The organism is Streptomyces sp. NPDC033270, from assembly GCF_055576575.1.
In genome coordinates, this window is record NZ_JBVIRA010000043.1 from 17,992 (window position 1) to 43,390 (window position 25,399).

General features: G+C 70.4%; 30 protein-coding genes and 1 tRNA gene. 8 read left to right on the forward strand and 23 right to left on the reverse strand.

Annotated features, from left to right (window positions below):
• Positions 1–12: 12 nt before the first annotated feature.
• From ACZ5XZ_RS36925 to ACZ5XZ_RS37025, 21 genes are all read right to left on the reverse strand, one after another.
• Positions 13–285, reverse strand: a complete 273-nt coding sequence (locus ACZ5XZ_RS36925; protein ID WP_468986467.1) for a hypothetical protein — start codon at positions 283–285, stop codon at positions 13–15.
• 68 nt (positions 286–353) lie between these two features.
• Positions 354–431: transfer RNA gene (locus ACZ5XZ_RS36930), tRNA-Leu, on the reverse strand.
• 84 nt (positions 432–515) lie between these two features.
• On the reverse strand, positions 516–932 hold the full coding sequence (locus tag ACZ5XZ_RS36935) for an NUDIX domain-containing protein (RefSeq protein ID WP_468986468.1): 417 nt from the start codon (positions 930–932) through the stop codon (positions 516–518).
• An 85-nt stretch (positions 933–1,017) separates the two neighbouring features.
• Entirely contained in the window at positions 1,018–1,815 is a 798-nt protein-coding gene (locus ACZ5XZ_RS36940; RefSeq protein ID WP_468986470.1) for a hypothetical protein, read from the reverse strand.
• A gap of 64 nt (positions 1,816–1,879) precedes the next feature.
• Positions 1,880–2,506: a 2'-5' RNA ligase family protein gene (locus ACZ5XZ_RS36945; RefSeq protein WP_468986471.1), complete on the reverse strand. Its 627-nt coding sequence runs from the start codon at positions 2,504–2,506 to the stop codon at positions 1,880–1,882.
• An 8-nt stretch (positions 2,507–2,514) separates the two neighbouring features.
• Positions 2,515–3,009, reverse strand: coding sequence for an AAA family ATPase (locus ACZ5XZ_RS36950; RefSeq protein ID WP_468986473.1), 495 nt, complete (start codon positions 3,007–3,009; stop codon positions 2,515–2,517).
• A 76-nt stretch (positions 3,010–3,085) separates the two neighbouring features.
• Positions 3,086–3,715, reverse strand: a complete 630-nt coding sequence (locus ACZ5XZ_RS36955; RefSeq protein WP_468986475.1) for a hypothetical protein — start codon at positions 3,713–3,715, stop codon at positions 3,086–3,088.
• Between the two features lie 87 nt (positions 3,716–3,802).
• Complete coding sequence (locus ACZ5XZ_RS36960; RefSeq protein WP_468986477.1) at positions 3,803–4,510, reverse strand: hypothetical protein; 708 nt, start codon at positions 4,508–4,510, stop codon at positions 3,803–3,805.
• Positions 4,511–4,747: 237 nt separating this feature from the next.
• Entirely contained in the window at positions 4,748–5,311 is a 564-nt protein-coding gene (locus ACZ5XZ_RS36965; RefSeq protein ID WP_468986480.1) for a hypothetical protein, read from the reverse strand.
• A 99-nt stretch (positions 5,312–5,410) separates the two neighbouring features.
• Entirely contained in the window at positions 5,411–5,905 is a 495-nt protein-coding gene (locus tag ACZ5XZ_RS36970; protein ID WP_468986482.1) for a Pycsar system effector family protein, read from the reverse strand.
• Between the two features lie 94 nt (positions 5,906–5,999).
• Positions 6,000–6,650 (reverse strand): hypothetical protein, encoded by a 651-nt coding sequence (locus ACZ5XZ_RS36975; RefSeq protein ID WP_468986483.1) that lies wholly within the window; start codon positions 6,648–6,650, stop codon positions 6,000–6,002.
• A 12-nt stretch (positions 6,651–6,662) separates the two neighbouring features.
• A complete protein-coding gene (locus tag ACZ5XZ_RS36980; protein WP_468986485.1) occupies positions 6,663–7,262 on the reverse strand; it encodes a hypothetical protein in 600 nt (199 codons plus the stop codon).
• A gap of 127 nt (positions 7,263–7,389) precedes the next feature.
• Positions 7,390–7,848, reverse strand: coding sequence for an RRQRL motif-containing zinc-binding protein (locus tag ACZ5XZ_RS36985; RefSeq protein WP_468986488.1), 459 nt, complete (start codon positions 7,846–7,848; stop codon positions 7,390–7,392).
• Positions 7,832–8,326, reverse strand: a complete 495-nt coding sequence (locus ACZ5XZ_RS36990; RefSeq protein ID WP_468986489.1) for a hypothetical protein — start codon at positions 8,324–8,326, stop codon at positions 7,832–7,834. Before ACZ5XZ_RS36990 ends, ACZ5XZ_RS36985 begins: the two co-directional genes overlap by 17 nt.
• Before the next feature lie 133 nt (positions 8,327–8,459).
• Entirely contained in the window at positions 8,460–8,597 is a 138-nt protein-coding gene (locus ACZ5XZ_RS36995) for a hypothetical protein (RefSeq protein WP_468986491.1), read from the reverse strand.
• 32 nt (positions 8,598–8,629) lie between these two features.
• Complete coding sequence (locus ACZ5XZ_RS37000; protein WP_468986493.1) at positions 8,630–10,063, reverse strand: cell envelope integrity TolA family protein; 1,434 nt, start codon at positions 10,061–10,063, stop codon at positions 8,630–8,632.
• A gap of 225 nt (positions 10,064–10,288) precedes the next feature.
• On the reverse strand, positions 10,289–12,442 hold the full coding sequence (locus tag ACZ5XZ_RS37005; protein ID WP_468986495.1) for a hypothetical protein: 2,154 nt from the start codon (positions 12,440–12,442) through the stop codon (positions 10,289–10,291).
• Positions 12,442–12,897, reverse strand: coding sequence for a hypothetical protein (locus tag ACZ5XZ_RS37010; RefSeq protein ID WP_468986496.1), 456 nt, complete (start codon positions 12,895–12,897; stop codon positions 12,442–12,444). The genes ACZ5XZ_RS37005 and ACZ5XZ_RS37010 overlap by 1 nt, the downstream gene beginning before the upstream one ends.
• A 107-nt stretch (positions 12,898–13,004) precedes the next feature.
• A complete protein-coding gene (locus tag ACZ5XZ_RS37015) occupies positions 13,005–13,211 on the reverse strand; it encodes a hypothetical protein (RefSeq protein ID WP_468986498.1) in 207 nt (68 codons plus the stop codon).
• 271 nt (positions 13,212–13,482) lie between these two features.
• Positions 13,483–14,298 carry a DUF4097 family beta strand repeat-containing protein gene (locus ACZ5XZ_RS37020; protein WP_468986500.1) on the reverse strand — a complete coding sequence of 272 codons (816 nt, stop codon included), beginning with the start codon at positions 14,296–14,298 and terminating at the stop codon, positions 13,483–13,485.
• A gap of 609 nt (positions 14,299–14,907) precedes the next feature.
• A complete protein-coding gene (locus ACZ5XZ_RS37025) occupies positions 14,908–15,291 on the reverse strand; it encodes a hypothetical protein (protein ID WP_468986503.1) in 384 nt (127 codons plus the stop codon).
• A 264-nt stretch (positions 15,292–15,555) separates the two neighbouring features.
• Between ACZ5XZ_RS37025 and ACZ5XZ_RS37030 the strand changes: the two genes are divergently transcribed.
• The 3 genes from ACZ5XZ_RS37030 to ACZ5XZ_RS37040 all read left to right on the forward strand — a co-directional run bounded on the left by ACZ5XZ_RS37030 (position 15,556) and on the right by ACZ5XZ_RS37040 (position 18,094).
• On the forward strand, positions 15,556–16,308 hold the full coding sequence (locus ACZ5XZ_RS37030) for a GntR family transcriptional regulator (protein WP_468986504.1): 753 nt from the start codon (positions 15,556–15,558) through the stop codon (positions 16,306–16,308).
• A 182-nt stretch (positions 16,309–16,490) separates the two neighbouring features.
• Positions 16,491–17,528, forward strand: a complete 1,038-nt coding sequence (locus ACZ5XZ_RS37035; protein WP_468986507.1) for an AAA family ATPase — start codon at positions 16,491–16,493, stop codon at positions 17,526–17,528.
• Positions 17,525–18,094, forward strand: a complete 570-nt coding sequence (locus tag ACZ5XZ_RS37040; protein ID WP_468986509.1) for a phosphotransferase-like protein — start codon at positions 17,525–17,527, stop codon at positions 18,092–18,094. Before ACZ5XZ_RS37035 ends, ACZ5XZ_RS37040 begins: the two co-directional genes overlap by 4 nt.
• Before the next feature lie 7 nt (positions 18,095–18,101).
• On the opposite strand, the gene ACZ5XZ_RS37045 is transcribed toward ACZ5XZ_RS37040, so the two are convergent.
• Together ACZ5XZ_RS37045 and ACZ5XZ_RS37050 are read right to left on the reverse strand one after the other, a co-directional pair.
• Complete coding sequence (locus tag ACZ5XZ_RS37045) at positions 18,102–18,941, reverse strand: DUF1932 domain-containing protein (protein ID WP_468986511.1); 840 nt, start codon at positions 18,939–18,941, stop codon at positions 18,102–18,104.
• 4 nt (positions 18,942–18,945) lie between these two features.
• A complete protein-coding gene (locus ACZ5XZ_RS37050) occupies positions 18,946–19,632 on the reverse strand; it encodes an HAD family hydrolase (protein WP_468986514.1) in 687 nt (228 codons plus the stop codon).
• 37 nt (positions 19,633–19,669) lie between these two features.
• On the opposite strand from ACZ5XZ_RS37050, the gene ACZ5XZ_RS37055 reads away from it, so the two are divergent.
• The 5 genes from ACZ5XZ_RS37055 to ACZ5XZ_RS37075 all read left to right on the forward strand — a co-directional run bounded on the left by ACZ5XZ_RS37055 (position 19,670) and on the right by ACZ5XZ_RS37075 (position 25,117).
• Complete coding sequence (locus ACZ5XZ_RS37055) at positions 19,670–20,035, forward strand: hypothetical protein (RefSeq protein WP_468986516.1); 366 nt, start codon at positions 19,670–19,672, stop codon at positions 20,033–20,035.
• A gap of 149 nt (positions 20,036–20,184) precedes the next feature.
• A complete protein-coding gene (locus tag ACZ5XZ_RS37060) occupies positions 20,185–20,478 on the forward strand; it encodes a helix-turn-helix transcriptional regulator (protein WP_468986518.1) in 294 nt (97 codons plus the stop codon).
• Between the two features lie 950 nt (positions 20,479–21,428).
• Positions 21,429–23,591, forward strand: a complete 2,163-nt coding sequence (locus ACZ5XZ_RS37065) for a hypothetical protein (RefSeq protein WP_468986521.1) — start codon at positions 21,429–21,431, stop codon at positions 23,589–23,591.
• Entirely contained in the window at positions 23,588–24,400 is an 813-nt protein-coding gene (locus tag ACZ5XZ_RS37070) for a DciA family protein (RefSeq protein WP_468986524.1), read from the forward strand. The genes ACZ5XZ_RS37065 and ACZ5XZ_RS37070 overlap by 4 nt, the downstream gene beginning before the upstream one ends.
• A 468-nt stretch (positions 24,401–24,868) precedes the next feature.
• Positions 24,869–25,117: a hypothetical protein gene (locus tag ACZ5XZ_RS37075; RefSeq protein WP_468986527.1), complete on the forward strand. Its 249-nt coding sequence runs from the start codon at positions 24,869–24,871 to the stop codon at positions 25,115–25,117.
• The last annotated feature ends 282 nt before the right edge of the window (positions 25,118–25,399 follow it).

The following is a 25,399-nucleotide window of genomic DNA, read 5'->3' on the forward strand; positions in this document are numbered from 1 at the left end:
CCCGGGGCGAATTCAGATCAGGCTGTTGGGGTTGACCCACGCCTTGGTCTTGGCCTTGTGCCAGTCCAGGACCCAGTCCGGCCGCAGCCCCCGGGCCACCCAGCCGTCGCTGGACGACGACGGGATCTCCCGGCCAGCCGACGTGAGCAGCAGAGCCCTGTCGTAGGCGGCGTGCGCGGCGGCCAGCGCCTGGGCGGCGTCGGCGGCCCAGCCTGTGAATACATGCGAGCCGTGCGCGGCGCTGTTGGTGTGGTGTGTCGGGACGTCGACCTCGAAGTACGGCATGACGGCCCATCTCCTTCCTGTGCTGGCTGGGCGGGCCGGAGAACCGGCACGCGCGGGTTGGCTGTTGGTGGTGCCCGGGGCGGGATTCGAACCCGCAGGTTGGCCGCTTTTAAGGCGGCTGCGTATACCGGTTCCGCCACCCGGGCCTGTTGATGCTGGAAGCGGCGTGCCGCCCCGGCCAGGTGAGGCCGGGGCGGCACGGAGGAACGCCGCGCTCGCGCGGGAGAGGATCAGCGGTTCGCGGCCGCCGCCACGATCTCGGCGTGGTCGAACGCGAGGTCGGGGAGCGCGTCCAGGGGCCACCAGCGGGCGGCAGTGGCGTCGTCCCCGGCGGTCGGCTCGACCAGCGAGGGCAGGGTGGCCGTGTAGGCGACGCTGACGTACCGGCCGCGCGGGTCACGGCCGGGGGCGTCGAAGGCGCCCACCTGCCGGAGGTCGGTGACCGGGACGGTGATGCCGGTCTCTTCCTCCAGCTCGCGCCCGGAGGCGTCCAGGCTGCTCTCCTCCGTGTTCACATGGCCGCCGGGCAAGGCCCACCGGCGCTTGAACGGGTCCCAGCCCCGCTCGATCAGCAGGACGTGGCCGGCGGCGAACAGGACCACGTCGGCGGTGTAGCGGATCGTCTCGTCGGTGGTGTCGGTGATCACCAGATGTCTCCTGGTCTCGAAGAGATGAAGGGGGCCGCCCCGGCCGGTGGCCGGGGCGGCGCGGAGAAGAACGTCGGCGGGGTGGTCAGGCCGGGACGGGGGCCGGAGTGTCGAGCCCGGCACCGAGCAGCAGGCCGCGGATCGACTGCTCGTATTCGCCGGTGCGGATCCGGTCGAACATGAGCTGACCGGCAACCAGGCAGCGGGCCCGCAGCTGGATCAGGGCGACGGCGTGAGGGTCGGCGCCGGCTGCGGTCGCGGCCTGCGCGGCGGCGTCACCGGCGAGCTGGTTGGCCGTCTGCAGGCCCGCTTCGCGCCGGGAGTACCGCGCCCGGAAGTACGCCCAGGAGGTCAGCGCCCGGGTGTCGTCCACCCGCGTCTCCCACGCCTTGTACGTGCGGCGCGTGCCCTCGGGGTCGGCGGCCCACTCTTCGGCCCACTGCCGGGCGAGGTCGGGCAGCTGCGCGAGGACCGCCAGGACCTGCATGCCGCGGTGCCCGAACGCACGCCACGCCTCGACCTCACGGACGACGCGGATCTGGTGGGACATCAGCCAGTACGGGGCGAAGTCGTTGCCCCAGTTGCCGGTCTCCCCGAGCGGTTCGACCTCCCACAGCCGCACCGGCCAGCGCTCCTCCAGGCGCTCCAGGATCTCGCCGGGCCGGGTGTACATGTGGAAGTACGAGAACGGCTTGTCGGTGTACCACTTCTCGCCGGGGCTGGGGTGATCGACGGTCTCACCGATGTGGTCGGCGAGGTTCACGGTCGGGATCGTCTCGCCCAGCCCGCTGTAGTAGCGGGCGAGGTGCTCACAGGTGGGCGGGACGGTGCCGTCGGGCCGGGTCGCCATGTAGTGGACGACGGGCCGGGCGCTGCGTGCCATGAGGATTCCTCCAGGTCGGAACGTGCAGGTGGTGAGGGACGTGTGCGTGGGCTACGGGGCCAGGTCAGCCCAGGGCGACTTCCGCGATCGGGGCCCAGGTGATGTGCTGCCGGTCGTGCCACTGGGCGACCAGGCTCAGCCGGTCGGCGCGCAGTACGACCGCCTCGCCCGGGTGATCGGACAGTTCGGCCTTCAGCGCGCGGCGGTCCGTCTGATGCGATTCCCGAGGGTTTCCGTAGGCGAGCGAGAGGTGCGGGTAGTAGATCGCGGGGATCAGCGGGAAGCGGGCGCCGGTGATCTCAGCGTCGACCCGGGCTGTCAGCTCCCACAGCTGGCGGGCGGGCTCGCCGGGGCGGGCCGCGCATTCCACGGCGACGGTGCCGACGGTGGGCCGGTCGAAGACGAGGTCGAACGGGGCGAGGGTCTGGCACTCCTTGGCGACCCGCTCGGTGATCGCGGTGAGCTCTTCGTCCCGGTACTCAGCGATGGGCCCGCCGTGCAGGACCGTGCAGTGCGCCCACGGTGCCGGGACCGGGGCCAGGCCGGGGCGGTGGGTTATCGCCCGGTACGGCTGAACCAGTAGCTCGTTGACGGTTGTTTCCTCGAACAGCAGATGCCAGTGGAGGTCGGCTCTGCCTGCCGGCCAGGCGTTCTGGCGGGACTCCACCGCCTCGAAAAAGCTGGCGACCATCGCCCCGCTCACCGCTGGGCCCCCGCGGCCGCGCTGAGCTCGGAGGCGAGGTGCACTGTGCGGAAGCCCTCCCGGCGCAGCTGCGCGGCGGTGGGGAGCTGTCGGTGCAGGTCGCGCACCACGTGGGTCGGCACGACGCGGTCACGGGTTGCGTTCTGCGTTTCCACGGTGGCAAGCGGTATGTCGAACAGGACTGCCGTGGTGGGGCGTTGCCAATAGCGGGCGCGGGCCAGCAGCCCGGCTCTGACGTGCGGGAAGACGTTGGTGCTGTCGACCAGCACGGTGAGAGACCGGGCGAGGCGGGCGTCCAAGAGCAGGTTCTGGATTTCGGCGGCGACCGGGGTGGCCGACTGGTCGGCCTCGTCGTCGGTGGCGGCCAGGCGGTACAGATCAAGGCAGACCCGCCAGCTGTCGGGGTAGCGGGCGGCGAAGGTGGACTTGCCGCAGCCGGGCGGGCCCACCAGCACGCACACCGTGCCGGGGGCGAGGGTCAGCAGTTCCATTGGTTCTCCTGCGGGGTGGGCTGACGGGGCACCGCGCCGTCCCGGCCGGGGAGGGCCGGGGCGGCACGGTGCCGGGTCAGGCAGCGCCCTGCGCGGCGGTGGTGCCGGCGGTTTCGCGTTCTGCGGCGGCCTCGGCCTGCCGGTTCTGCTGGATGACCTTGCCGACGATCTGCCCGGTGACCTTCGCGGCCTCGGCCTCCATCTCGGCCTCGATCCGGTACAGGCGCCGGGCCTTGCCCTTGGGCAGGACGTGGGTGCCCATCTCGTGCCGGGTCAGGGCGATGCGGCGGTCCCAGGCGCCCTTGCGGCACAGCTGGTCGACTTCAACGAACGCCCACACGAGGGTGGCGCCGATCTCGCGTGGGCGGCGGCGCAGGCGCTTGGCGTTGACCAGGACTCGGATCACCTGTTTCGGGGCGATCACCGCCACTGAGTAGAGGTCGTTCGGGCGGGAAGTGAGGGTGAGGGTCTTGTCCTGGTACGCCTGCGGCTTCAGGCCGGCGGCTGCGCCCTGCGACATGACTGCCAGGCGGGAGATGCGGTTGGTGGAGGTGACCACCAGTTCCACGGCGGTCAGCGGGCGGCGGCCGAAGTGCTCCTTCACCAGGCGCTGCGCGGTGGGCACGGTGTCGGTGATGTCGGCAGTCAGGCGGCGGGAGGTGAGCAGGCCGTCGCGGACGACGGTGATCTGAGCGGGCTTCGACATGCGGGAGGGCCTTCCGGCTCGGTCGGGAGGTCTGATTGGCCACCGCACCGCCCCGGCCGGTGGTGCCGGGGCGGAACGGGTAGCCCGTCAGGCGTTCAGGGCCTTGAGCGAGTCCTTGATGTCCGTGAGGAGGTCGTCGTCCTCGTCACGGGCCTGGGTGTTGACGGTGGCCGGGGCGGCGGGGAGGCCGACGGCACGGGCGGTGAGGTGGTGGCGGATCTGCTCCATGCCGGTGATGACCACCGGCTGGTCGCCGTCGCCGGTCAGCAGCGTGAAGCGGGGCTCGTTGTTGCCGTACTTGTTCCGCTCGCTGCGGTAGTGGAGCGTGACGCCGGGGGCGAGGAAGAAGCTGGCCTCGCCGTCCTCGTAGCCGCGCCACCGGGCCGCGTCCCCCAGGAAGTTGGCACCCTGGTCGATGCGGACCGAAGCGTTGGCGGCGCGGTGCGCAGCGTCGTCCTCGGTCGCTGTGGCGACCTGGGCAAGGGCCTCTTCCAGAGTGGCCGCCGGGGCCGGGGCCCCCGACGCGCGGGTGGAGTTCAGTGGGCTGCGGGCCTTGATCATCAGGCGGCGCAGCGGGGCGAGGACGAGTTCAGCGAGTCCGTCGCAGGCCACGGCGCCGACGACGGCGACCGCCCCGGCCGCGGCGATCCGCAGTCCGTCGGACCAGGAGGCGGGGGCGAGCTGGTAGCCGATGTAGGCGCCACCGGCGCCACCGATCAGCGCGGCTGCCATGCTCACGCCTTCGACCATCGATCCGGCGACGGTGTTCGCGGCCTGTCGGAGATTTGAGGTCATGATGATGGGGCTCCTTCTTCTGTCAGTTGCGCTCTGGTGGGGGAGGGGCTTGCTCCGGGGCGGCCGGGTTCGATGCCTGCGGCCGCCCCGGGCACTCAGAGGGAGCGGCGGGTGAGGGACACGGTGACCTCCAGGGGAGGGCCGGTCGTCCGGTCTCGGCTGACCGGGCGGACACCGAGCGGCCCCGCCGCCGGCCACCCGAGGGGTGGTGGGCGGGGCCGTACGGAGAGCGGCCGGTCAGCGCTTCGGGAAGCGCAGGATCGTGAACTCGGTGCCGGTGCCGTAGGTGCGGGGCTTGGCGGTCAGCATCTCCGGCTGGGTGTCGGCGAGGCGCTGCAGTTCCTTCTCGATCCAGGCCGTGGTCCGCTGGAGAGCGATGCGGTCCGGGTGGAAGTCGGTGAGGTAGACCGTGGCGTCATGGTCGGAGCGCCGGTTGCGGTGTAGCCGCCGCCGCACGATCTCGCGGGCGGTGTCGTCGTCGGGGCGGGTTGGCAGCGCCCGGGGCAGTGCCCGGCACTGCGCGGCGTGGTTGTTGGCGATCTCGCCGGCTGCCTGCTCGGTGGAGATGTAGTTGTCGCTGCCCTGGGAGCGGGTGAGGAACGTGCAGCCCAGGCACGCGATCGCGTAGTAGGTGCCGTTGACGCCGGCGTCGGCGGTGTAGACGAGGGTGACGGCGCCCGTCAGGCCGAGGAAGCGCTGGGAGACGGTCACGCCCTCGGGCGTCCAAGTCTCCGGCCACGGTTCCGGGACGAAGTCCGGCTCGGCGGGCGCGGCGGTGCGGGAGAACAGAAAGGGGGCCATCGGCTACTGCTCCTTGTCGGTGTCGGTGCGGGAGAGGGGTGCCAGGCGGCGAGGACCGCCACGGCGGTGAGATCAAGACGAGCGCGTACGGCCAGCTGCTCAGCCGGTGACCGCGAGGACAGCGGCGACCAGGAGCAGGACCAGGGCGACGAGGATGGCGTCGACTGCGCGGGCCAGGCGCTCGAACTTCGCGACGGCGATGACGGACAACGACCTGACTCGGGTGGCGCGGGTGTCTTCGCTCATCGCGGTGAGCAGGACGTCCTCGTGCAGCTGCGCCCAGCAGGGGAAGCCTTCGCGGACGACTCGTCCTTTGCCTCCAAGGTTGGGGCGCACGACCAGAAGCAGCAGCACGGCGGCGACCGCCAGCGCGAGGACGGCGGCGGCGCCGGCGAGCTGGGCGGGCAGCGGCAGCTTCTTATCGGCGAGGCTGACGAGGCCAGCGAGGACTGCGCCGTCGAACGCGAGTAACAGCGATGCCTTGCTGTCGGTGCGGCCGATCTCCGTGGTGACCGTGGCGCAGGCGGCGTCCAGGTTCTTGTCCGCGTCGCGCGTGGCCAGGGGCGCAGCGGAGGGGTTGTTGTACTGGGTCATGGTCGGTTCCTTCCTGCCGGGCTGTCCGGCTCCCCTTCACCACCCGGCCCGCATCGTGCACGGGACGGGTGGATCAGGCAGCCGTCAGAACCGGTCAGGCGGTGACCAGGGCGGGCAGTGCGACGGCGCGGCACGTCTCTGCGTGCTCCTGCGCCCAGCCCTTGAGCATTCCGCCCTCGTACCTGTTGGTGAGGAACCGCTGTCGGGCCGCGGCGCTGTCGTGGACCTCTCGCGTTTCCTCTTGTGTGTAGTCGCAGCCGGAACAAGCGCTGACCAGCCGCAGTTCTACGTAGTCGCCGTTGAGCTCTGTGACGTACAGGCTGAGGTCGATCGGGGCGCCGACCAGGTTCTGGAAGCGGGCGACGACGCCTTCCGGGTCCGGCACCGGGTTGGCGGCGAGCTTGGCCTTCAGCCGCTCTATCTCTCCCTTGAGCTCCCGGACCTTTTCGTCGGCCATGCGCTCGATCCTGTTCGCCCGCTCCTGCTCCCTGTTGAGCAGATGGTCGTTGAGTCGCGCGGACTGGCCGGCCGTGACAAGGCGTTCCTCGTACGTGCGGGCGGTGGCCGCCTGCTCCTGCTGGAACTTCTCCTTGGCCTTCTGGAGTTCGCGTTCCAGGCCCTGGGAGCGGCGGTGTGCGGCGTCCAGGTCCTTCTCCAGGCCGTCGCACTTGCTCCGGACCGTGGGGAACGCGCTGGCGAGGTTGTCCAGCTCAGCGAGCCGGGACGTGCTGATGATCCGGAGCATGACGACGTCCTTTCAGCGGGCGGGGTAGTTGTGGTTGTGGATGCTGATCAGCGGGCGCAGGGACAGGCCACGCAATGCGAAGAGGCTGCCGACAGTCCAAGCGAGCACAGCCAGGGCAGCGGCAACGGGGCGGCTGGCGGCGGGGGAGGCGTCCCAGACCATGAAGACCGTGCAGATGCCGTGGGCGGTCCAGGTGAGGCGGGCGCCGACGGCTCCGGTGAACCAGGCCAGGGCGAGGGAGGCGGCGCCGACGCCCTGCCAGATGACGAACGTGCTGGAGGCCGTCAGCGGAAGGCCGGCGGTGTGCGCGGTCAGGTAGGCGTGGACAGGGTCGGCGATCGTCGCGGTCCACTGGGTGAACCAGCTCCAGTCCTGGTGATGGGACCAGTCGATCGCCCTCGGCACGCCCTGCGTCAGGGCGAAGATGACAGCGATGGTGCCGCCGATGAACAAGGCGACGACGGCGCTGGCCGGGATGTCGTCGCGGGTGCGGCTCGAGGCCGGCCGGGGCGGCGCGGGCCGAGGGGCGCGGGGCGGCTGGCGGTCGCTGTCGGCGATCGTGTCCAGCGGCGGGATGATCGGCTCGGGCTCGGGCTTGTTGGGCTCGGTCACCAGTGCTCCTTGGCGATGCGGACGGGGTGCTTGTGCGGGACGGGCGGGCCGTGCTGTTCGTGGTCGGCGTTGCCGTGGGTCGCTCCGCACAGCTGCGCAGGGGCGGGACGGCTGGATCAGGCAGCCGTCAGAGCGCCCTCGCAGGCTGCTGGGGCGTGGTGGTGGGGCGGGTGTTGATGTAGGAGCGGGGGTCGGCAGGCGTGCCGTCGTAGCACTCCTCGCAGCTGCCGATCGTCCGCAGACGGAGGCAGTGGTAATAGCGGCGCTTGCACAGGGGGCAGCTCTGGCGTGCGGCCATGGCCTTGTCGAGTGCGAGTTCCTTGGCGAGGGTCATGGGCCGTATCGGCAGGGCTTTTTCGATCTCATAGAGCCAGGCCCGGCGTTTCCCGCCGCGGCACTCGATCTCGGCGACGGGCTCCTGGCCGCCGGGCCGTAAGCGCATCTCGCGCAGCTGCCGTCGGGTGGCCAGTCCCTTGGGGGCTTGGCGCCAGCGGTAGACGGGGAAGGAGCCGGACGGATCGGCGTACAGGTCGACGTCCCGGACGGCCGGCTCTTCCGCGGGGACGTGCTCAGCGGCGGCGGCCACGGTTGTGTCCGCGGCCGGTGTGGATCTGCACCTTGGCACGGCCGCGCGCGTTGACGTTGATCGCCCTGCCGGGTCCGGGACCGGTGCTGAACATCTTGATGAGGACGAAGCCCCCCATGACGACGACGCCCAGGAGCACGAGCGCCTGAATCAGCTCCACGAGCGCGGCTGCCAGGAAGTAGATGCCGACACCGGCGACGCCCACGATGAAGGCGACCAGCGCCGCCTTCACCAGGAGCGGGGAGACGTAGGGCTGGGGGGCCGGGGCGGGCGGCGCCGTGTAGTAGGCGACGTGCTGGCCGTTCGGGCCGGGCACCATGACGACGCCGTCGATGCCGGCGGTCGGCGGGTAGACGACCGTGTCGTGGGGGAGTGGGACGACGTGCTGGCCGTAGGTGGGGGCGGGCGCCTGCCCGTACTGGGGCGGCAGCGGCGTCGGATAGTAGGTGGGCTGGGGCTGCTCGCCGTAAGACGGCATGATGGAACATCTCCTCGATGGGGAGCTCGGGCAGTGTCATGTGGCGTGAGATTCGCCCGGGGAGGCTTCGGCCTCTTCACCGGCCCCGAGGTGGCTTCAACATCTCGGGGCCAGTGGAGCCGTCGAAGCGGGCTCAGTCGGCGGGGCGGTAGCGGATCGGCATCAGCGGCTCGCTGCGGGCCAGAATCATCGGCGGGTACTCGGGGCCGGCACCGGGCAACAGCTCGATCGGCTCGTCCCGCTGCTCGGTGAAGTCGAACGTGAACTCCACTGCGTCCTCCTCCTCTTCTTCAGGTCGGCGGCTCATGCCGCGCCCGCGGCAGCGTCGTTGTTGTCGTCGGTGAAGCCGTCCAGCGCGTCCTCGATCACCGAGCTCTCGAAACCGGGCTCGTCCGCGAGGCGCTGCTTCGCGGTGCGGACGCGGTCTCCGACCCACGTCTCGCCTTTGCCGTAGTGCTGTGCGAGTCCGTCAAGATCGGGTGTGAGGCCGGACAGCATGCACTTTGCGATGTACCGCTCGGCTTCGTCGCGCTGCTGCGCGCGCACTTCGCGAGGGACGCGACCCTCGCTTTCCGAGGCGTTCAGGGCGGGGACCGCGACGAGCGCGACCCCGTTTTCCGAGGCGCTTTGCGAGGTGCGGCCCGCAGAAATCGAGGCGCGGGCGGTACCAGTGTGCGAGGCGGTTTCCGAGGCGGGACGGGCCTTGGCAGCGGCCCGCTCCAGGGCCCGCTGCCGCTTGACCTTCTCGGCCTCCTCAAGGGCGCGGGCTTCGGCCTCAGCCTGGATCCGCTTGGCTTCAGCGTCGGCCTCAGCCTGCTTGCGCACGGCCTCTGCCTGGGCTTCTGCCGTGGTGATCTCAGCCTGGCGGGTGGCCTCCCGGTCTCGTTCGGCCTGCTCCAGTTCCCACTGGGAACGGCGGCGCCGGTTCTCGATCTCGGCGTCGGCCTGACGGCGCTTCGCCTCGATTTCGGCGGTGCGCTCGGCCAGCTGAACCCGCTCGCGTTCCGCCTCGATTTCTGCCTGCCGAGCCCGGGCGGCCAGCTCGTTTTCTGCCTCGCGACGCTCACGTTCGAGCCTCGCGTTTTCCTCGCGTTCTGCGCGGGCGACCTCACGTTCCTCACGTTCGCGCTCGCGCTGTGCCTCGCGTTCTGCAGCTGCGCGCTTCTCGGCTTCCGCGCGTTCGCGTTCCTCGCGGACTCGTTTTGCGGCCGCCTCGCGTTCTGCGGCGGCCGCGGCCTCGAACCGCTGGATGATCGCGGTGAGTTCACCGCGGCGCCGGGTCGCGTACTTGCGGTAGCCGGTGGCGGCCTCGGCAAGCAGGATCAGCAGCGCCGGGGCGACGGAGTGGAGCAGGATTCCACCGGCGTCAGGGTGTTGGGGGATGAAGTGGAAGTGTCCGTCCGGGTACAGGCTGGTCCAGCAGTTCATGACCCAGGTGGACAGGCCGGCGCTCCAGCGCAGCAGGAACGGCCAGCCGCCAGGCTTGTAGTCGCCGCCGTGTTCGGCGAGCACGCCGTCAACATACAAAACAGTGATCAGGGCGAGGCTGGCCAGCGGGTCCAGCATCCAGGCGATGTACCAGGGGATCTCGTGGGAGACACCAAACCGGGTCACATTCACGCAAGTGAAGATCAAAGCGCCGCCCCCGAGGGTGAGCAGCGCCTTGGTGACCATGGCCAGGACCTCGTCCAGCTTCCCGAGGGACTTCCGGGCCTTGTCGACGTCATCAGCGTTCACGGGCGGGGGCTTTGGAGGCGAGCTGGCCGCCTTCGGCCGGGGAGCGGTCGGGGCGCTCATGTTGATTACCTTCCGTAAGGTGCGCGAAGGTGCGGCGCGCACCGTGCGCGTAGGACAAACCGGTACGCAACGGGTGGTGCGCGGCAAGGATGCGTGCCCTCTACCTGGGGCGGGGACGGGTGCGCACGGTGCGCGACGCTGCGCACCGTGCGTACCCGATTTCTGTCACTCTCCGTTGTTGCCGGAGAGGGGGGAGCGGAGGATGTCGTACAGGCCAAAGCCCTCGTCCGACTCGTCCACGGAGATCACCCCGGCCTCGATCAGCCGGTCGCGCTCGCGGTAGAACCAGCGCTTGGTGTCGCTCAGGCCGACCCGCAGGAGGATGTCGGTGACGTCTCGGGGAGCGAAGGAGTTTTTGCCCTCGCGAACCCACTTGTCGAGTCGCGCGTACAGCTCGTGGCGGCCCTGGTCGCTGGTCAGCTTGTCGGCGTCGTCGACGTCGCCGCCCAGGCTGAGCACCGGGGCGTCCGCGGCCGGGGGCTCGATCTCGTCCTCGATGCGCAGGTGGTCGTACTGACCGGGCTCGGGGTCCTCGTCCAGCACGTTCTGCAGCATCTCGTTGAGTTCCTCAACCTCGCGCGCCATCGTCTCCTTGTCCACGTCGTCCATCTCCTCGTCCGGCGGCCCGGAGTAGGCCGGCGCTGCCTCGACGGCCGGGGAGGCCGACGGGGCGACGGGGGCCGGGGACGGGGCCGCCTGCTGCGGGGTGTCGTCCTCTCCCTCCTCCTCGGGCAGCAGGGGGGCGTCGTACGTGGTGCGGTTGGCGTACAGGTCGCCGAACGCCTCGACCGTGACCGTGTCCAGCGGGGTGCGGATGGACGCGGCCGCGGTGATGGCGTCGGCCTGGTCGCGCTTGCTGGCCAGCTCGGTGCGGGCGGTGACGTGCCACCGCTCCTCCGCGATGCCCAGACCGGCCGCGTAGTGGTAGCCCGGTTTGCGGTTGCCCCACTGCGGCCAGGCACCGGCGTCGACCGCCTCGTCCGGGAGGCAGTACTGGGCGTCGGCGCCATCACGCAGACCGAAGCACAGCCCCGCCGGCGAGTTGGCCCGGCTGTCGGTGTCCATGTTGTTGTGCGTGGCCCGCTGGATGGAGGTCAGGATCCAGATGCCGGCGGCGCGGGCCGTGCGCAGGATCTTCTGGTAGTGCTCGTTGTCGGCAGCGAAGTCCGCGGCTTCCTCACCGACGATGACGAGGAAGTTGAGACCGCAGCCGGGCTCCCACTTCGACATGCCCTTCGCGGCAAGGAAGTCGGTGCGCGCCTCGATCGCGTTGGGCAGGATCTTGAAGAACCGCCGGGCGGCGTCCTTCTTGTCTATCGGCCACTCGATGCCGTGCCTGACGTGCCCGAAGTCCTGCTGGAACTTCGAGCAGTCGATCACGATGGTGCTGACCTCGGTGCGGGTGCAGCACTCGGTGATGATCAGCTGGTTGCCCTGGGTCTTGCCCGCGCCGTTCACGCCCATCGCGATGGCGTGTTCGACGTTGCCGTTGGACAGCGGTCCCGGGTCGCGCAGCATCCCGGTGAGGTTGAGCAGGACGTCCTCGCCGTCCTCGTAGCGGCCGGTTCGGATCGGGACGTCGCCGATGGACGCGCCGAACGCGGACGGGCCGCGCCAGGGGAAGCCCTCCTTGAGGAGGTCGGCGACCTGGACGCGCATGGTGACCAGGGAGGAGTCGTCATCGTCCACGGTGTGGGTGATGCGCCCCTTGCCGATCTTCATGGCGGCCGCCATGGCCGGGATCCTCCGGGCCAGGTCGTCAGCGGTCGCGCCGTCCTTGGCCTCCACCGTGGCGATCACGGTGCCCTTGCCGTTGGAGGCGGCCTCCTTGAGTTCGTGCTTGGCGAGCCCGATCTCACTCTCCAGCTTCTCCCACTTGCTGGCGCTCTTCTCAGAGCCCTTCTTGTGGAAGCTGGACCAGAGGTTGTTGGCGAGCGACAGGCCGATGCCGCCCAGCGCCCAGGCGCCGGCAGTCTCGGCCGAGTCGATGCCGGTGATGGTGCCCAGCGTCGCGGCCGCGGTGGCCGCGATCGTGTTCACCTGGTGGAGCCGGACGGTGTCCTTGTCCCGCTTGGCCTTGGCGTCCAGGTGAGCCAGGAACTTGCACAGCGCGGTGCCGGTGCCCGCGACGCCCAGGGTGGCCAGCGCGAGCGCGGCCGGGTTCCCGGCGACGGCCAGGTGGCCGCCCTCCACCAGGACGGGCCCCAGAGCGGTGACCGCCCAGGGCCCGGCGTAGCGGAGACGGCGGGCCCGGTCCTGCTGCTGCTCTTCCTCGGTACGGGTGTCGATCGTCTTCGACTTCGAGACGCGGCGTGCCATCAGGCTGCCCTTCCTGCTTCACCGGGCTTGCCAGCGGATCCGGTGTTCGGCTTGTCGCCAATGGAGAACCCGGGGCGGCCCTTGCCCTTGCCCTTGCGGGCCTCGGCCTCGGCGTCCTGCTCGGGCTTGATGAAGTGCTTGACGAAGGAGGCGTACATCTTCACGCCGGACAGGCCGAGGACCCTCGCGGCCCTCGCGCCGGCCCACAGGTGGGCAGCGACCAGCTTCGCGCGGATCTTGCTCTGGGTGCCGAACGTCCACCACTTGCCCTTGTACTGGCCGAGGATCGCGGCCACCATGTCGGCGTCCATGCCGATACGCATGTACAGCTCGAAGCCGATGGCGCGCAGGATGCGGGCGTAGTTGTAGAGGTCGCGGTCGGTGCGGAACTCGATGGCGTCCAGCTGCTTGATGAGCTGGCCGAGGTTCGAGCCGACCTTGTCGCCGTCGCTCATGAACGGGGTTCCTTCCGGAAGATGGGGCGAGGGGTTGTGCGGGCGGGGGCTCTGTCACCTCCCCGCGTGCCTCGGGCGGGGGCCCGGGGCCACGGGCAGGCGGCAGTTCACCGGCTGCTGGAGGTGTGGCTGTTGGCGTTCTGCACCGCGGTCCCGATGCCGGAGCCGATGTTGTTGATCGCCCCGGCGAGCGGGGACGTGGCCAGCGCGTAGCCGCAGATCAGTGCGGAGATCAGCACTCCGCCGCGGATGTCGGCGCGCCAGAACAGCCAGGCGGCGCCGCCAGCGATCAGGAAGAGGGGAATCGAGATCACAGGTCCTCCAAGGACAGGGAGTCAGGGAAGGTGCTCTCCAGCCACGAGGGCCGAACAGAGCGGGGAAGCGGGTGGCTCCTTCGCTCTCCACCGCCACCGGGCCGCGGGCGGGCCGGTGGCGCCTGGGCAACGCAGGAAGCGTGGCGGGGAAGTTCAGCGGGTCAGGAAGTACGCGGCGATGACGATGAACGGGCCGACCATGCCGAGCAGGTAGATGAACCTCACGGCTCCTCCTTCCGAGGGCAGTTGAGGGATCAGGCGTGGAGCCGGGTCAGAACTTCTTGACGGTTCCGTTGCTGGCGGTCGCCTTCACGTCCAGGTCGCTGCGGCCGCGGACGCCGTAGAGCTTGACGCTGCCGTTGCCCGTGCGGGCCTCGATCTGGCCCGTCGCCGCAGTGCCGACGGTCATCACGACCGAGCCGTTGCCGGAGCGGATGCGGGCGGCGCGGCCGGCGTAGTTTTCGACCTTGACGCTGCCGTTGCTGGAGTCGGCGTCGATCCACTCTGTGACCGTGCCGATCTTGATGCTGCCGTTGGCGGCTTCGGCCTTGACCCGGCCGGCGGTGTCGGCCTTGATGCTGCCGTTGCTGGCCTCGGCCTCCAGGGCGTCGAGTACGCCGTACACGTGGAGGCTGCCGTTCTCGCTGCTGCTCTTGACGCCCGACCCGGCGGGCAGGGTGATGAGCACCTCGACACCGGTCGTGCCATTGACGACCGTGGTGCCCCGGCCGCCGAAGCTGTTGAACGTGACGCCGTTGATCGTCACGGTGGAGTAGCTGTTCCCGCCGACGAACACGCCGCCGCCGTGGTTGAACTGCTGGGTGGTGGGCGCGACCGGCGGGACGACGACGGTGAGCCGCTCTGCGGTCTGGTGGATCCGGGTGTTCTTCACCGCGTCGGCGGCCGGCCCCGTCGGGTTGTCCGTGCGGACCTGGACGCGGGCGACGGTCGCGGTCGGGTCGACCGTGACGTGCACGGCGCCGTCCGGGCAGGTGATGTCCGCCAGGACCGGGCCGGTGTAGCCGTCGGTGCTGGTGAAGACGCGCTCGGGGCTGTTGTCCTGCTTGGTGAGCTGGGTGCCGATCATGGCGCTTCCTTCCGCTGAAGCTGACAGGGGCGTCGAACAGGGCGGCGATGGGTTCTCCCAGCGCTCTCCACCGCTCACCGAACCGCCGAAGCGGGCGGTGAGCGTCTGGGCAGCGCGGGGCTGCGGTAGTGGTTGCGCGGCACCCCGGTGTACGGGGTGCCGGATCTCGTAGAGACGCGGACCGCTACCGCCGGGAGATCCATCCGGCTGGGTCTGCGATGAAGGTTGTGCCGCGTCGTTCTTTAGCGTCGTGGGGATGCCGGCCCTCCGAGCTCTCCGTCAGTAATGAACGCCTGGTGGGGGTTAGTCACCAGGCCGCGCTGGTCTGCGCGCCCGACGGGTCGATGCCCGTGCTGACTGCCACCACCAGGGGTAATGGCGCCGCACGACGGGTCTCCACTCACCCCGGCCGGTGCGGTCACGGCCGGTACTGCGGTGGTGGATCACTCTGTGGAGTTCTCAAACGACGGCCGCTTCCTTTCCCTCGCGCTCTCGCGGTCAGGGGGTCCGGGCGGTACATCGGGGACCGAGGGTCCGGCTCCCTCATCCGGCGCCGCCGCGGGGGCAGTTCCGGGTGGGGGAGCCGGGTCCGTGAGGACCCGGCTGGAGCTAAGCCGCGAGCGGCAGGGGCTCCGTGGCGGTGGCCGGCGGCGCGATGCGCAGCTGCGCGGCGTAGGGGAGGAGCACGTCGACCAGGCGCTCGCGCACCAGCTCGATGGCGGTCGGGTCGGTGGCGGCGATGTCGCGGGCGGCGAGCATGCGGTTCTCGCGGGCCTCGATCGCGGCGATGGCGGCGGTGATGTCCAGGCCGTCCAGCCGTTCGTGGGGCAGGGGGCCGGCGGCGTACATCTCGAGCGGTGTACCGAAGGCGACGTCCAGGTCCAGGTCGGCGAAGTCGGGGAGCGGCACCTCGACCGCCTCCAGGAGCGCGAGCGTCTCAGCGTCGAAGGTCTCGGTGGCGAGGCTGGCGGCGGGGCGGCGGGTGACGTTCATGGGGTGGTGCTCCCTTCGGGAATAGCGGTCACGGGAGGCGTCCCGATGGCGGTTGGGCAGGGCGAAACAGCACCTATTCGGCGCCTCTGAACTCACCTCGTTAGCGAGGTTTGCTGCGCCCTCAGTACAGCGAACCTCGTTAGCGATGTCAAGAAGTACGTTAACGAGGTAAGGTCGAGCGGTAGATCCCGTACGGATCGAGTTCGCCCTACCGGGACCTCGATAGCTCGCAGCCGTAGGATCGCTAACGAGGTAGGGAGACGTATGGCGAGTGAGACGGGCGCGCAGCGACCCAAGTACCAGCGGATTGCCGACGATCTGAAGGCGGCAATCGAGTCCGGCGAGTACGGCCCCGGCGATCGACTGCCAGGCGAGAACGCACTCGCCGCTCAGTACGAAGTTGCCGCCCTCACCGCCCGCCAGGCGCTGAAGATCCTCCGGATCGAGGGCTTGGTGGAGACCAAGAAAGGTGCTGGCGCTCGAGTCATCTCTTTCCGCCCGATCCGACGCCACGGCATCCAACGGCTCGCTCGCGAGCAGTGGGGCACTGGAAAATCCATCTGGTCCGCCGATGAGGAGCGACCAGTGACGATCGACGTCCGGGTCGACACCGTTGCGGCCCCGGTCCACGTCGCCCACATCCTTGAGCTGGAGGACGGTGAACCCGTATGCGCTCGGTCGCGCCGTTTCGTATTGGCCGAGCGACCAGTCATGCTCGCCACCTCGTACCTGCCGCTCGCACTGGTCGAAGACACTGCGATCATGCGCGTCGACACCGGCGAAGGCGGCACGTACGCCCGGCTCGCTGAGCTCGGCCACGCCCCCGCCCACTTCCGGGAAGAGATCCGCTCCCGGCTCCCCATCGCGCAGGAGGCCGAGGGGCTTGGGATGCCCCTGGAGCGTCCCGTCATCAAGCTGTGCCGCACGGCCTTCGACGCGGATCTTCGCGCAGTCGAGGTGAACGAGATGACCATGGACAGCGCCGCTTACATCCTGGAATACACCTTCGATGCCTGAGTGCCTCAATTCGCCCACCGTGGCCCCCCTCCTGACTGGTCGTCTTGTGGGGGCAATCACACCGGCAGCGGCGGAAACGGAACATCACAGCGGCTTGTCGAAGCCGGTACGCACTTCCATTCACGGGTTTTCAACATCCGCGTACACATGGGTTTTGCAGCCCGAGCTCTAGGCTCGCGGCCATGACGATGACGGAGGGGCAGAGGGTGGGGAAGCAGCGAGCAGGGTGGAGGCCGGATCGGCTGCGCGAGCAGCGGGAGGCCCACGGCCTGACTCTGGAGAAGGCCGGTGAGCGCCTCCGGGAAGTCGCCGAACAGGCCAAGCTCAAGGGCATTCCTGCCGCGAATCCCCAGACCCTGTGGCAGCACGAACAGGGGGAGGTCTACCCCGGCCCCCACTACCGGCGCGCCTACTGCCTCCTCTACCGGGCCACCGAACCCGACCTCGGCTTCCGCACCGCCCTTCCCGGCGAGGAGACCGCCTTCAAGCTCACGCCGATGGATGACCGCCTCAACGGTGCGCATGTCCTGGCCGTTGAGCGTGCGATTCACCGCATCGCACCGGGCTCGGGAGAAGCCGACCACTTCGACTTGCAGCAGCGCATCATCGACGCCTGGAAGCGGAGGCACACGGGCGGCGATCCGCACCGTCCGGTGCTCATCCTGGTCGGCGGATTCGCCGGCAGCGGGAAGACCGAGCTCGCCCGATTCTTCGTCCAGCTCACCGGCTGGCCGCTGCTCGACAAGGACCCGCTCACCCGCCCGCTCGTGGAACGCCTCCTAGTCGCGCTGGGCGGGGACGCGAACGACAGGCACACCAATCTCTACCGGGAGAAGGTCCGGCCGGTGGAGTACGACTGCCTGATGCAGTCGGCCATGGCCAACATCAAGTGCGGCATCAGCACCGTTCTGACGGCCCCGTTCATCTCGGAGATGACCGACCCGGCCTGGATGCAGCGCCTGGCCAACCGCGCGAACTCGATGGGCGTCGATGTCTTCCCGGTGTGGGTTCGCTGCGACGAGGAGTCGATGCGCGAGTACATCGGTTTCCGCTCCGCAGCCAGGGACGCATGGAAGCTCGCCCGGTGGGACGAGTACATGGCCACGATCGACCTGGAGCTACGCCCGGCGGTGCCGCACCTGGTCGTCGACAACCGGCTGGGGACCGCGGTGACGCTCGCGGACCAGGCCCGGCAGGCGATGGGGGCGATGTACGCGTGAGCGGGAAGCAAGGAGTCGTCCTCTACGGCCCGCCAGCATCAGGCAAGGACACCGTCACGGCAGCGCTCGCCGAACTCAGTCCGAAGTACGCGCAGTTCGCGCGACTCAAGGTCGGGACAGGCAAGAGCACGGGATACCGGATGGGCACCGCTGAGCAGCTGCACGAGTTGGAGGCCGCGGGCGCCGTCGTCTACGCGAACTCTAGGTACGGCAACACCTACGCCATCGACAAGCCCGGCCTGGATGACGCGTTCGAGGCCGGCTTCCCGGTGGTCCACCTCGGGCAGGTCGTCGGCATCCGTTCCCTGGTCGATGGCTACCCGGCCGACTGGACGGTGGTGCTGCTGTGGTGCCCGCGCGAGGTGACCGCGCAACGGTCCCAGGACCGTGGCGACGCGGACACCACGGCGCGCCTGGCGGCGTGGGAGGCGACCCATGAGGACCTGGACGCACACCCGAGCATGTCCTGGGACCTGACCGTGGACACCACCGCGGCGTCGCCGCAGGAGGCGGCCCGGCTCATCGACCAGCTGCTGGCGCAGCGGGCAGGAGCGGCGACGGCATGAGCGTGGGCTACGGCTGGGCGAGTCGGTCCAGGGCGTCAGTGAGCGAGAGCGAACTGTCGTCCTTGGCGTCGTCCCACCGTGCCAGCGTGGACGCGGCCGCGCGCAGCATCTCCGGCGGAAGGCCGGCGGCCGCGAGGGTGTCGGCGGCTTCCTCCAGCTCCGGGCCCCACCGCCAGGCGCGCGCCGCGGTCTTGGCGACATACTCCGGTTCCGTGAGGTACGAGTCGGTCCGCCGGGAGGCGACCTTGATGAGCTCCTGGTCGACGCCGTGCTCACGCGCCATCCCGACCGCGAGCGCCACCAGCACACGACTCGTCTTCTGGAAGCTGGCGTACGCCAGCTTCAGCGCGGACGCCTTCCCGACCTCCTTGCCCAGCGTCGTCGTCCGTACGGCGGTGCCCGCGAAGAGCGCCTCGATCCGCGCGGCCGCAGCGGCCGGCCCGGACAGGTACAAGGTCGGCGTCTTGCCACGCACGGGCGGGGAGCCGACGACACCGCCGTCCACGACGGCTGCCGCTGTCCCGAGCAACCCGGCGATCCGCACGGCCCGTTCGGGGCTGATGGCGTTCGCCTCCACGTACACCCCGGTGAAGCCGTGCACGGCAACGTCGCGAGCGAGGCCCTCGGCGGCCGCCGGCGGGCAGAGGCTGATCACCGTGTCGGACTGGTCCAGCAGTTCCTGCAGTGTGGGGACCGGATCCAGGCCGAACTGCTCTGCGCGCGCGGCGCTCGCTGGACTCCTTCCTTCCGCGCACCACAACACCCGGGCTGCGTTGGTCGCGGCGCACGCAGCGACAGCCGCCCCCATGGTTCCGGGGTGGAGGATGGCGACGGTCTGCTGGTCCACGGTGCTACTCCGAAAGGTTGAGCAGGAAGGCGATGGCGTCAGCGACGTCGTCGACGACATGGTCTGGCGCAAGGAGCGGCTCGGGCCAGGGGCGGCCGCGCAGCCAGATGGTGCGCAGGCCGGCCTGGCGGCCGCCCTCGATGTCACCGTCGGGATTGTCGCCGACAATCCAGCCGTCGGAGAGTTCCACACCGCAGCGGGTGGCCGCGAGCTCGAAGAGCCTCGCGTCGGGCTTGCGGATCTCGATGTCGCCGGAGGCCGCGATGCCGTCGACCAGCTCGGTGATGCCGGTCGCTGCGAGTTTGGCGCGCTGGATCTCGGAGGCGCCGTTCGTGGCGATGCCGATCGTCCAACCCGCAGCGCGGAGTTGGGCCAGGCCCTCGAGGGCTGCCGGACGACACGTGACAACAGCTGCCATGCGGTCGACATACGCCTGCCAGAGCTGCGTCGCGGACTCGTCCAAGCCGAAGGTCTCACGCAGTCGGGCGAAGTCTGCGGCGTTGGCCCGGTCGGCGAGCTCGGTGAGCATCCAACGCTCGATTTCGGCGCCAAAGCTGTTCATACGGCACAGGGCGGCCACGGCGGCGCTGAACGCTTCCTGGCGGTCAACGAGCGTGCCGTCCAGGTCAAAGAGCGCGAGTCGGGCGGTCACGGTCACGGACCTTACCCGGCTGAACACGATCGTGATCAATTGTCTGCCCGCTCCGTCAGCCCGGGAGAGGACCGCCATGGCCAAGCTGCGTGCTTGCGGGGAGCGCATCACGTTAGGCCAGCGGGAAGTTCGCTTCCTCTCGGAGATACCGCACGGGTCGGAATCGCTCTATCTGGATCTGGAATGCGAGCTCGAGGCCGGCCACCGGGGGCCACACCACACCATCGGGGACACCTCACGTTCGTTCGGTGCAGGCCGACTGGCCAACGGCGAGGCCGTGGCGTGGTGGGTGCGCTGGGACGACCTCGATGGCCGTCGCGACGTGGTGCCGCTGGGGAGCTGCCAAGAGGAAACAGACCGAGGTCAGGTCATGTCCGAGGTCTGCATCTTGTTCGACAGGCACCCGGGTCACCACTCCTTCGAATGGGAAGCCCAGGAATGAAAGGCGTCTTCGCACCCTGCCTGATGGGCCGTCTGACCGCCTCTGCTTACCCATATGTTTCCGACCTTGCCGACCTGTTGTTCGGCGACGCCAAAGACCGCTCAAGTCGTGTATCTTTCAGGAGATCGTCGATCTTGAGAGGTTGGGCCATGGTCGAAGCGACCCCGTTGCAGCGGGTGGATGCCCTGCTCGATGACGTCCTGCCGCCGCCGCATGTGCGGCAGCAGCTGCGCCTCGCCGCGGGGCTCACCCAGCTGGAGGTCGCGGAGGCTGTGGGCGTGAAGCGCCTCGCGGTGGCTCGCTGGGAGTTGGGGGAGTCGTATCCGCGTCGGCCTCACCGAGCGGTCTACAAGCATTTCCTCAAGCGACTCGCGGAACGTTATCCCGAGGCCGCGGACGCGGGCATGCCGACGCCGGCCTCTGAATCCAGGGGGTCGGGATGACCTAACGGCCATCGGCCGCGCGCCAGTGGCGGATTAACCACCCGCTGACCGTCGCGCGGCCCGTCTTCCGACCGGATTAACCACCCGCGTCGGTTGCTCAGGTCCCAGTTGTCGCTGGTCCTGAGCTGCAGCTCATCAAGCCGCTCGATTCACATCGGCCCCTCATCAGGGCCACTACAGCAACACCCGGCCACTAACCACGGCCACCACAGCCGCAGCAGCACCAGCTGCGCTCACCGACTGGTGTCGGTCGCGGGCCCCCACCACAGGGGCTTCGCGATTCGGCACCACCGAGAGGAGAGGAGAAATCTCCCCCCACCCGATCGGTGTCCGCCCGCTCCTCACGAAGGGGGCGCTCACCCCTTCACATCCACTCGCCGACCGCTCCGCTCTGCGGACTGTGTCAGCTTGCTTATGGAAGTTGGTGTCCTCGCCATAGTGCACGAGATTGGTGTCCCCTGTCAGCTTGACCCTGTCCATTTCACCCCGGTTCAGGCGCAGCGGCCTTCCCATGTGACAGGATCGGCGTACGGTTCTTCCGTCTTTGCGCGGTTCGTACCGGAAGTTGGATCTCCGGTAGGAAGCTACAAGAGCAACAGTTTCGAAGCGGGCTCGAAGGGCTTGGTCGCGGTGTCGGCCGCCCGGCTCGTGCCCCCGCTCTCGGAGGTCGTTGACAACTCCGTCGGCGGCGACGTCCGCGGGGTCGGCTTCCCGTGTGGCGGGATGGTTTCCAAGATTCTTACCCGCCGTGCGGGAGCATCGGGGGTGATCGGGGCTCAGCGGGCTCTGTCCACAGGCCACCCGGTGCAGGGTCGGCGGGTGGAAGACGAGACGTGGTTCTTGGCTGCTCCGAACGGGGGTGTCCGCTTTGGCGTGTACACCGGCCCGATGATGACGCAGACGGCTTCGGCCCTGGTGGTTCCCTCCGCTCCTGTCGGGGCGGTGGGCCGATGAGCGCCGTGGCGGCACCGGCCGCCGCGTTCGCGCGCCCCCGTACGGAGTTGTCCGTCCCAGCCGGGCCGGTCCCGGAACGGACGGCGGGCCATCCTCTGTCGCTCGGCCCGGACGCTCGCGCCCGTCTGGGGGGCGCGGTGCGCGCGCTGCTGGACGTGGCTGGCCTGGACGGCGCGTCGGACGCGGTGCGTCTGGCGGTGCTGGTGCTGGCGTCGCGGACGCCGTCGGAGACCGGCGTGGTGGAGATCCGCACCTCGGAGTTGGGCCGGTGGCTGGGGCTGTCCGCGTCGTACGTGGCGTCCGAGGTGCTGCCGGTGCTGCGCCGCTCGGGCGTGGTGTCGGTGGACACGGCGGAGGGCGAGTACGGCCAGGACGCCGGGCTGGAGTGCCGGGTGCTGCCGCTGTGGGCGGCGCAGGACGTGGTCGGGCACCCGTTGAACCTGGCGAAGAAGGAGTACGCCACGCTGCTGCGGCTGCTGGAGGCCGTGATGGGTCCGGGCTGGACGCACCGGGACGGGCGGGTCACTCCGGCCGGGCTGATCGGTACGCGTACCGGTCGGGGCGCGGCGACCGATCGCCTCGCGCTGCTCCTGCTCGTCCTGGAGGCGCGGGAGACCGGTCGGGTGCGGCAGTGCGGCGGGACGGTCGACACCAAGCGTGGCCGTGCGGCGGCGACGGTGGCCCGGCTGCTCGGGTGCACGGCGTCGGCGGGGGAGCGGGTGCTGGAGCGCCTGGAGGACCGGGAGCTGGTGCTGCGGGTGCGTCTGAAGACGGGCTCGGGCCTGGCGAATCGGTCGCGGCTGATGGTGCCGGCGGTCGCCGCCGCGCACGGCCGTACGGTCGCCGCCGACGTCCAGGAGGACCGTGCGGAGGCCCTGGAGCCCGAGTTTTCAGACCCCGACGTTGTGGCAGGGCCTGTTCAGGCGCCGGATCTGGCAATGGAACCCCAGGTCAGCGGCGTGCTGGTGACGGATGAGGCGGATGTTGCAGAGCCCGACGTTGCGGCAGCCCTTCACACTGACCACCCTCACCTGGTTACTCCCGTCGTTCCTCTGCAGCTCTCTGGTGGCTTTTCCGGCGAAGGTCGTGGTGGGAACCACGGTCTGCCGGACCGCGCGTGCGTGCGCGAGGACGGCGGCCCGCTGCGCGGGGAACAGCCGAAGAAGTCCCCGTCGATCAGCAGCGAGAAGCCCGGCTGCGGGCCGGTGGCCGGCGCTCCGGTGCGGGTCGTGGAAGGTACGGGTCAGGGCAGGCAGCAGCGGGGGAGGGTGCCTCTGCCGCCGGAAAAGCTGCGGGCTGTTCTGGCTCCGGTCGACCTGGTGTGGGCGCGTCTGGACCGTCCGGCAGCCCGGAAGCTGGTGGAAGCCGCGGCTCGCAGCGAGTTGAAGCGGGTGATCGGCTTCGCCGGTCGCACGGATGCGCCGCAGGTCCTCGCCGACCGGCTCGCCCGGCGCCTGGACGAGCAGATGCGGCTGGGCAAGCCGATCACGGACCCGGTGGGCTGGCTGATCGGCCGGGGCCTGCCGCAGCGCCAGCTGTGTGCTGAGCCCCGGTGCGACGAGGGCGCTCTGCTCGACTCCGGTCGGGACTGCCCGCGCTGCGAGGACCGGCAGATCGACCGCCGTGCCCAGCGCCGCGCGGTCGCCGCCGCCGTGGACGCCTCGATGTCGAACGCCTCCGAAAGCGAGCGCCGTGCGGTCACCGAGCAGCAGCTGCACCAAGACGTGACTGCCGAAGCGTGGGCCAAAGCCCGCCGGTGGGAGCAGGTCCGGGAGCAGCAGGCCGCCGCTGCCGAGGCACGCGCCCAGGCCCGCGCCGAAGCCGCGGCCGCGCAGCCGGCCGACGACGTCCCGGTCGTGCCGGTGGCCCCGGTCGTGCTTCCCGCGCCGCGTCCGGCCTCCGTCGTCCCCGCTCCGGAGCCGGAGCCCGCCGACGTCGACGACGACCAGGAGCTCGTCCTCGAGGACCTCACCCGGGAGCAGGTCCTGGACTGGCGCAACCGCGCCGCCGCCGACCACCAGCTGGTGGTCGACCACATCGACCGGTACGGCGAGCTGTCGGCGCAGCGCCTGTTCACCCGGGCATTCGTCGCCCAGGTGCAGCGCCTGTCGGGCCTCGGGCACCTGGACCTCGGCTACACCACCTGGGGGCAGGCATGAGCAGCGGCGAGACGTCCGGCGTCGACCTGGCTCGGGTCGCGCTGCGGGCCGCGATGGAGGCGGCCCGGAGGAACGGCGCTGGCCAGAAGACGAAGAAGAAGCCGCGGCCCATTGCGGTGGCGCGGCGAGACGGGCGCGAGCCGATGGGCCTCGGAGCGGCGATCGGCGCGCTGGTCACCGAACGGGCCTGGGAGCTCCCGGCCGCCGGCGCCACGCTGCGCCAGCGGTGGGCGGCGATCGCTCCTGAACTCGCCGGGCACGTCGCCGCCGTGGCGTACGACCCGGACTCCGGTCAGCTCACCGTGTGCCCGGAGTCGGCGGCGTGGGCGACGAAGGCGCGCCTGGAGCAGACCCGGGTCATCGCGGCCGCCAACAAGGCAGCGGGTCGCACCGTCGTGAGCTCCCTGCGGATCCTGCCGCCCGGCGCCGCACCTGCGCCCGGTCCGGCCGACGCCGACCCGGCAGACCCGACCCCGCCCGCGCCCACCGGTCCGGCGAAGACCAGGGAGACGGCGTGCGAGGGTTACCACCGCGCGCTCGCCGCGCACCAGTCGGCCACCCCAGCACGCCGGATGGACCCGGGCATCGCGGAGGCGGTGGAGCGGCAGAACCAGGCGATGCGCGAGCTCAGCCGCCGGGCATTCCCCGAGCCCGATGTCGTGGCGGACGATGCGCCGGCCCCGATCGAGGCGGCCCGAGACCAACGTCGCCGCCAGGCCGCGGTGACCCAAGCCGCGGCGCTGCGCCGGGCCCGAGCCGAGCGGGCTGGAAAGGCGCAGAGCCCACGCCAGCTTGGACAGACCGCATGACCTGACCACGAGGTTTGACCGGGCGCCATCCGCGCTGCCACGATGGCGCTCCGCAACACGGCTGAGGTTTCAGAGAGCTCCATCGAACTCCCTCACTGCCAGCACCACTTGGACGCACTCATGCGTCGCGAACTCGATGCAGCCCCCTGTGACCACACGGTTTGACCGGCGTTGCAGGCACTGCCAGGATGACGCCCCACAACCGCATAAAGAGGTACCGGCGGATCGAGGTGGAGCCAAGCTCCCTCACGACGGTGCAAGCACTACGGCGAGGTTGATGGCTCCAGCAAATCCCTCGCCAGTTCCACCGGACGAAGGCTCCTGCTCCCGCTCACCCGGGGCGGGAGCCCCTTTGTCTCCACGCCCTGTCTCCTCAACCCCTATATATCTGTGCCCCGAAGCCCCGGCAGCCGCCGGGGCTTTTTCTGCATGCCCTCGGAGGTCTCCGTGACGGATCTTGCTTCTGCCGTGCCCGCCTACATCCTGCTCGCCGCCCTCGCGGTCATCGTCGTGCTGCTCACCGTGGTCGCCATCGTCGCGCGGGCGGTCGTGGCGAAGGCGCGGCCCGAGGACTTACAGCACATCCTTCCCGGCCTGGGGCAGGTCCTGGCCGCGCTGGCCCTCTTCCTCCCCTGGGGGCGCGGGACGCGGGGCCCGACCGTCGCGCCGCCGGCGCCCGTACGGTCCGAGCGCAGAGGAGGCCGGCGGCGGGCATGAGGCCGGGTCAGCCCGCTGGCGGCTGGCTGGAGGGCGCGGCCTGGTCCAGCTGCTGCTGGCGGCGCCGCTGCTCGTGCGGTGGTCCTCGACGCGCTGGGTGAACAGCTTCAGCGCCTCGACTTCTCTGTCCTCGCCGAACTCGCTGTAGGGGCCGATGCCGACTGACCCGCCGAATAGTCGCTCCGAAGCGGGGGGGGGGGGGGGGGGGGGGGGGGGGGGGGGGGGGGGGGGGGGGGGGGGGGGGGGGGGGGGGGGGGGGGGGGGGGGGGGGGGGGGGGGGGG

Coding starts and splice junctions, on each gene's coding strand:
- ACZ5XZ_RS36925 (WP_468986467.1), bottom strand. CDS start 285: ATGCCGTACTTCGAGGTCGACGTCCCGACACACCACACCAACAGCGCC.
- ACZ5XZ_RS36940 (WP_468986470.1), bottom strand. CDS start 1,815: ATGGCACGCAGCGCCCGGCCCGTCGTCCACTACATGGCGACCCGGCCC.
- ACZ5XZ_RS36945 (WP_468986471.1), bottom strand. CDS start 2,506: ATGGTCGCCAGCTTTTTCGAGGCGGTGGAGTCCCGCCAGAACGCCTGG.
- ACZ5XZ_RS36950 (WP_468986473.1), bottom strand. CDS start 3,009: ATGGAACTGCTGACCCTCGCCCCCGGCACGGTGTGCGTGCTGGTGGGC.
- ACZ5XZ_RS36955 (WP_468986475.1), bottom strand. CDS start 3,715: ATGTCGAAGCCCGCTCAGATCACCGTCGTCCGCGACGGCCTGCTCACC.
- ACZ5XZ_RS36960 (WP_468986477.1), bottom strand. CDS start 4,510: ATGACCTCAAATCTCCGACAGGCCGCGAACACCGTCGCCGGATCGATG.
- ACZ5XZ_RS36965 (WP_468986480.1), bottom strand. CDS start 5,311: ATGGCCCCCTTTCTGTTCTCCCGCACCGCCGCGCCCGCCGAGCCGGAC.
- ACZ5XZ_RS36970 (WP_468986482.1), bottom strand. CDS start 5,905: ATGACCCAGTACAACAACCCCTCCGCTGCGCCCCTGGCCACGCGCGAC.
- ACZ5XZ_RS36975 (WP_468986483.1), bottom strand. CDS start 6,650: ATGCTCCGGATCATCAGCACGTCCCGGCTCGCTGAGCTGGACAACCTC.
- ACZ5XZ_RS36990 (WP_468986489.1), bottom strand. CDS start 8,326: ATGCCGTCTTACGGCGAGCAGCCCCAGCCCACCTACTATCCGACGCCG.
- ACZ5XZ_RS37005 (WP_468986495.1), bottom strand. CDS start 12,442: ATGGCACGCCGCGTCTCGAAGTCGAAGACGATCGACACCCGTACCGAG.
- ACZ5XZ_RS37010 (WP_468986496.1), bottom strand. CDS start 12,897: ATGAGCGACGGCGACAAGGTCGGCTCGAACCTCGGCCAGCTCATCAAG.
- ACZ5XZ_RS37020 (WP_468986500.1), bottom strand. CDS start 14,298: ATGATCGGCACCCAGCTCACCAAGCAGGACAACAGCCCCGAGCGCGTC.
- ACZ5XZ_RS37025 (WP_468986503.1), bottom strand. CDS start 15,291: ATGAACGTCACCCGCCGCCCCGCCGCCAGCCTCGCCACCGAGACCTTC.
- ACZ5XZ_RS37030 (WP_468986504.1), top strand. CDS start 15,556: ATGGCGAGTGAGACGGGCGCGCAGCGACCCAAGTACCAGCGGATTGCC.
- ACZ5XZ_RS37035 (WP_468986507.1), top strand. CDS start 16,491: ATGACGATGACGGAGGGGCAGAGGGTGGGGAAGCAGCGAGCAGGGTGG.
- ACZ5XZ_RS37055 (WP_468986516.1), top strand. CDS start 19,670: ATGGCCAAGCTGCGTGCTTGCGGGGAGCGCATCACGTTAGGCCAGCGG.
- ACZ5XZ_RS37060 (WP_468986518.1), top strand. CDS start 20,185: ATGGTCGAAGCGACCCCGTTGCAGCGGGTGGATGCCCTGCTCGATGAC.
- ACZ5XZ_RS37065 (WP_468986521.1), top strand. CDS start 21,429: ATGAGCGCCGTGGCGGCACCGGCCGCCGCGTTCGCGCGCCCCCGTACG.
- ACZ5XZ_RS37070 (WP_468986524.1), top strand. CDS start 23,588: ATGAGCAGCGGCGAGACGTCCGGCGTCGACCTGGCTCGGGTCGCGCTG.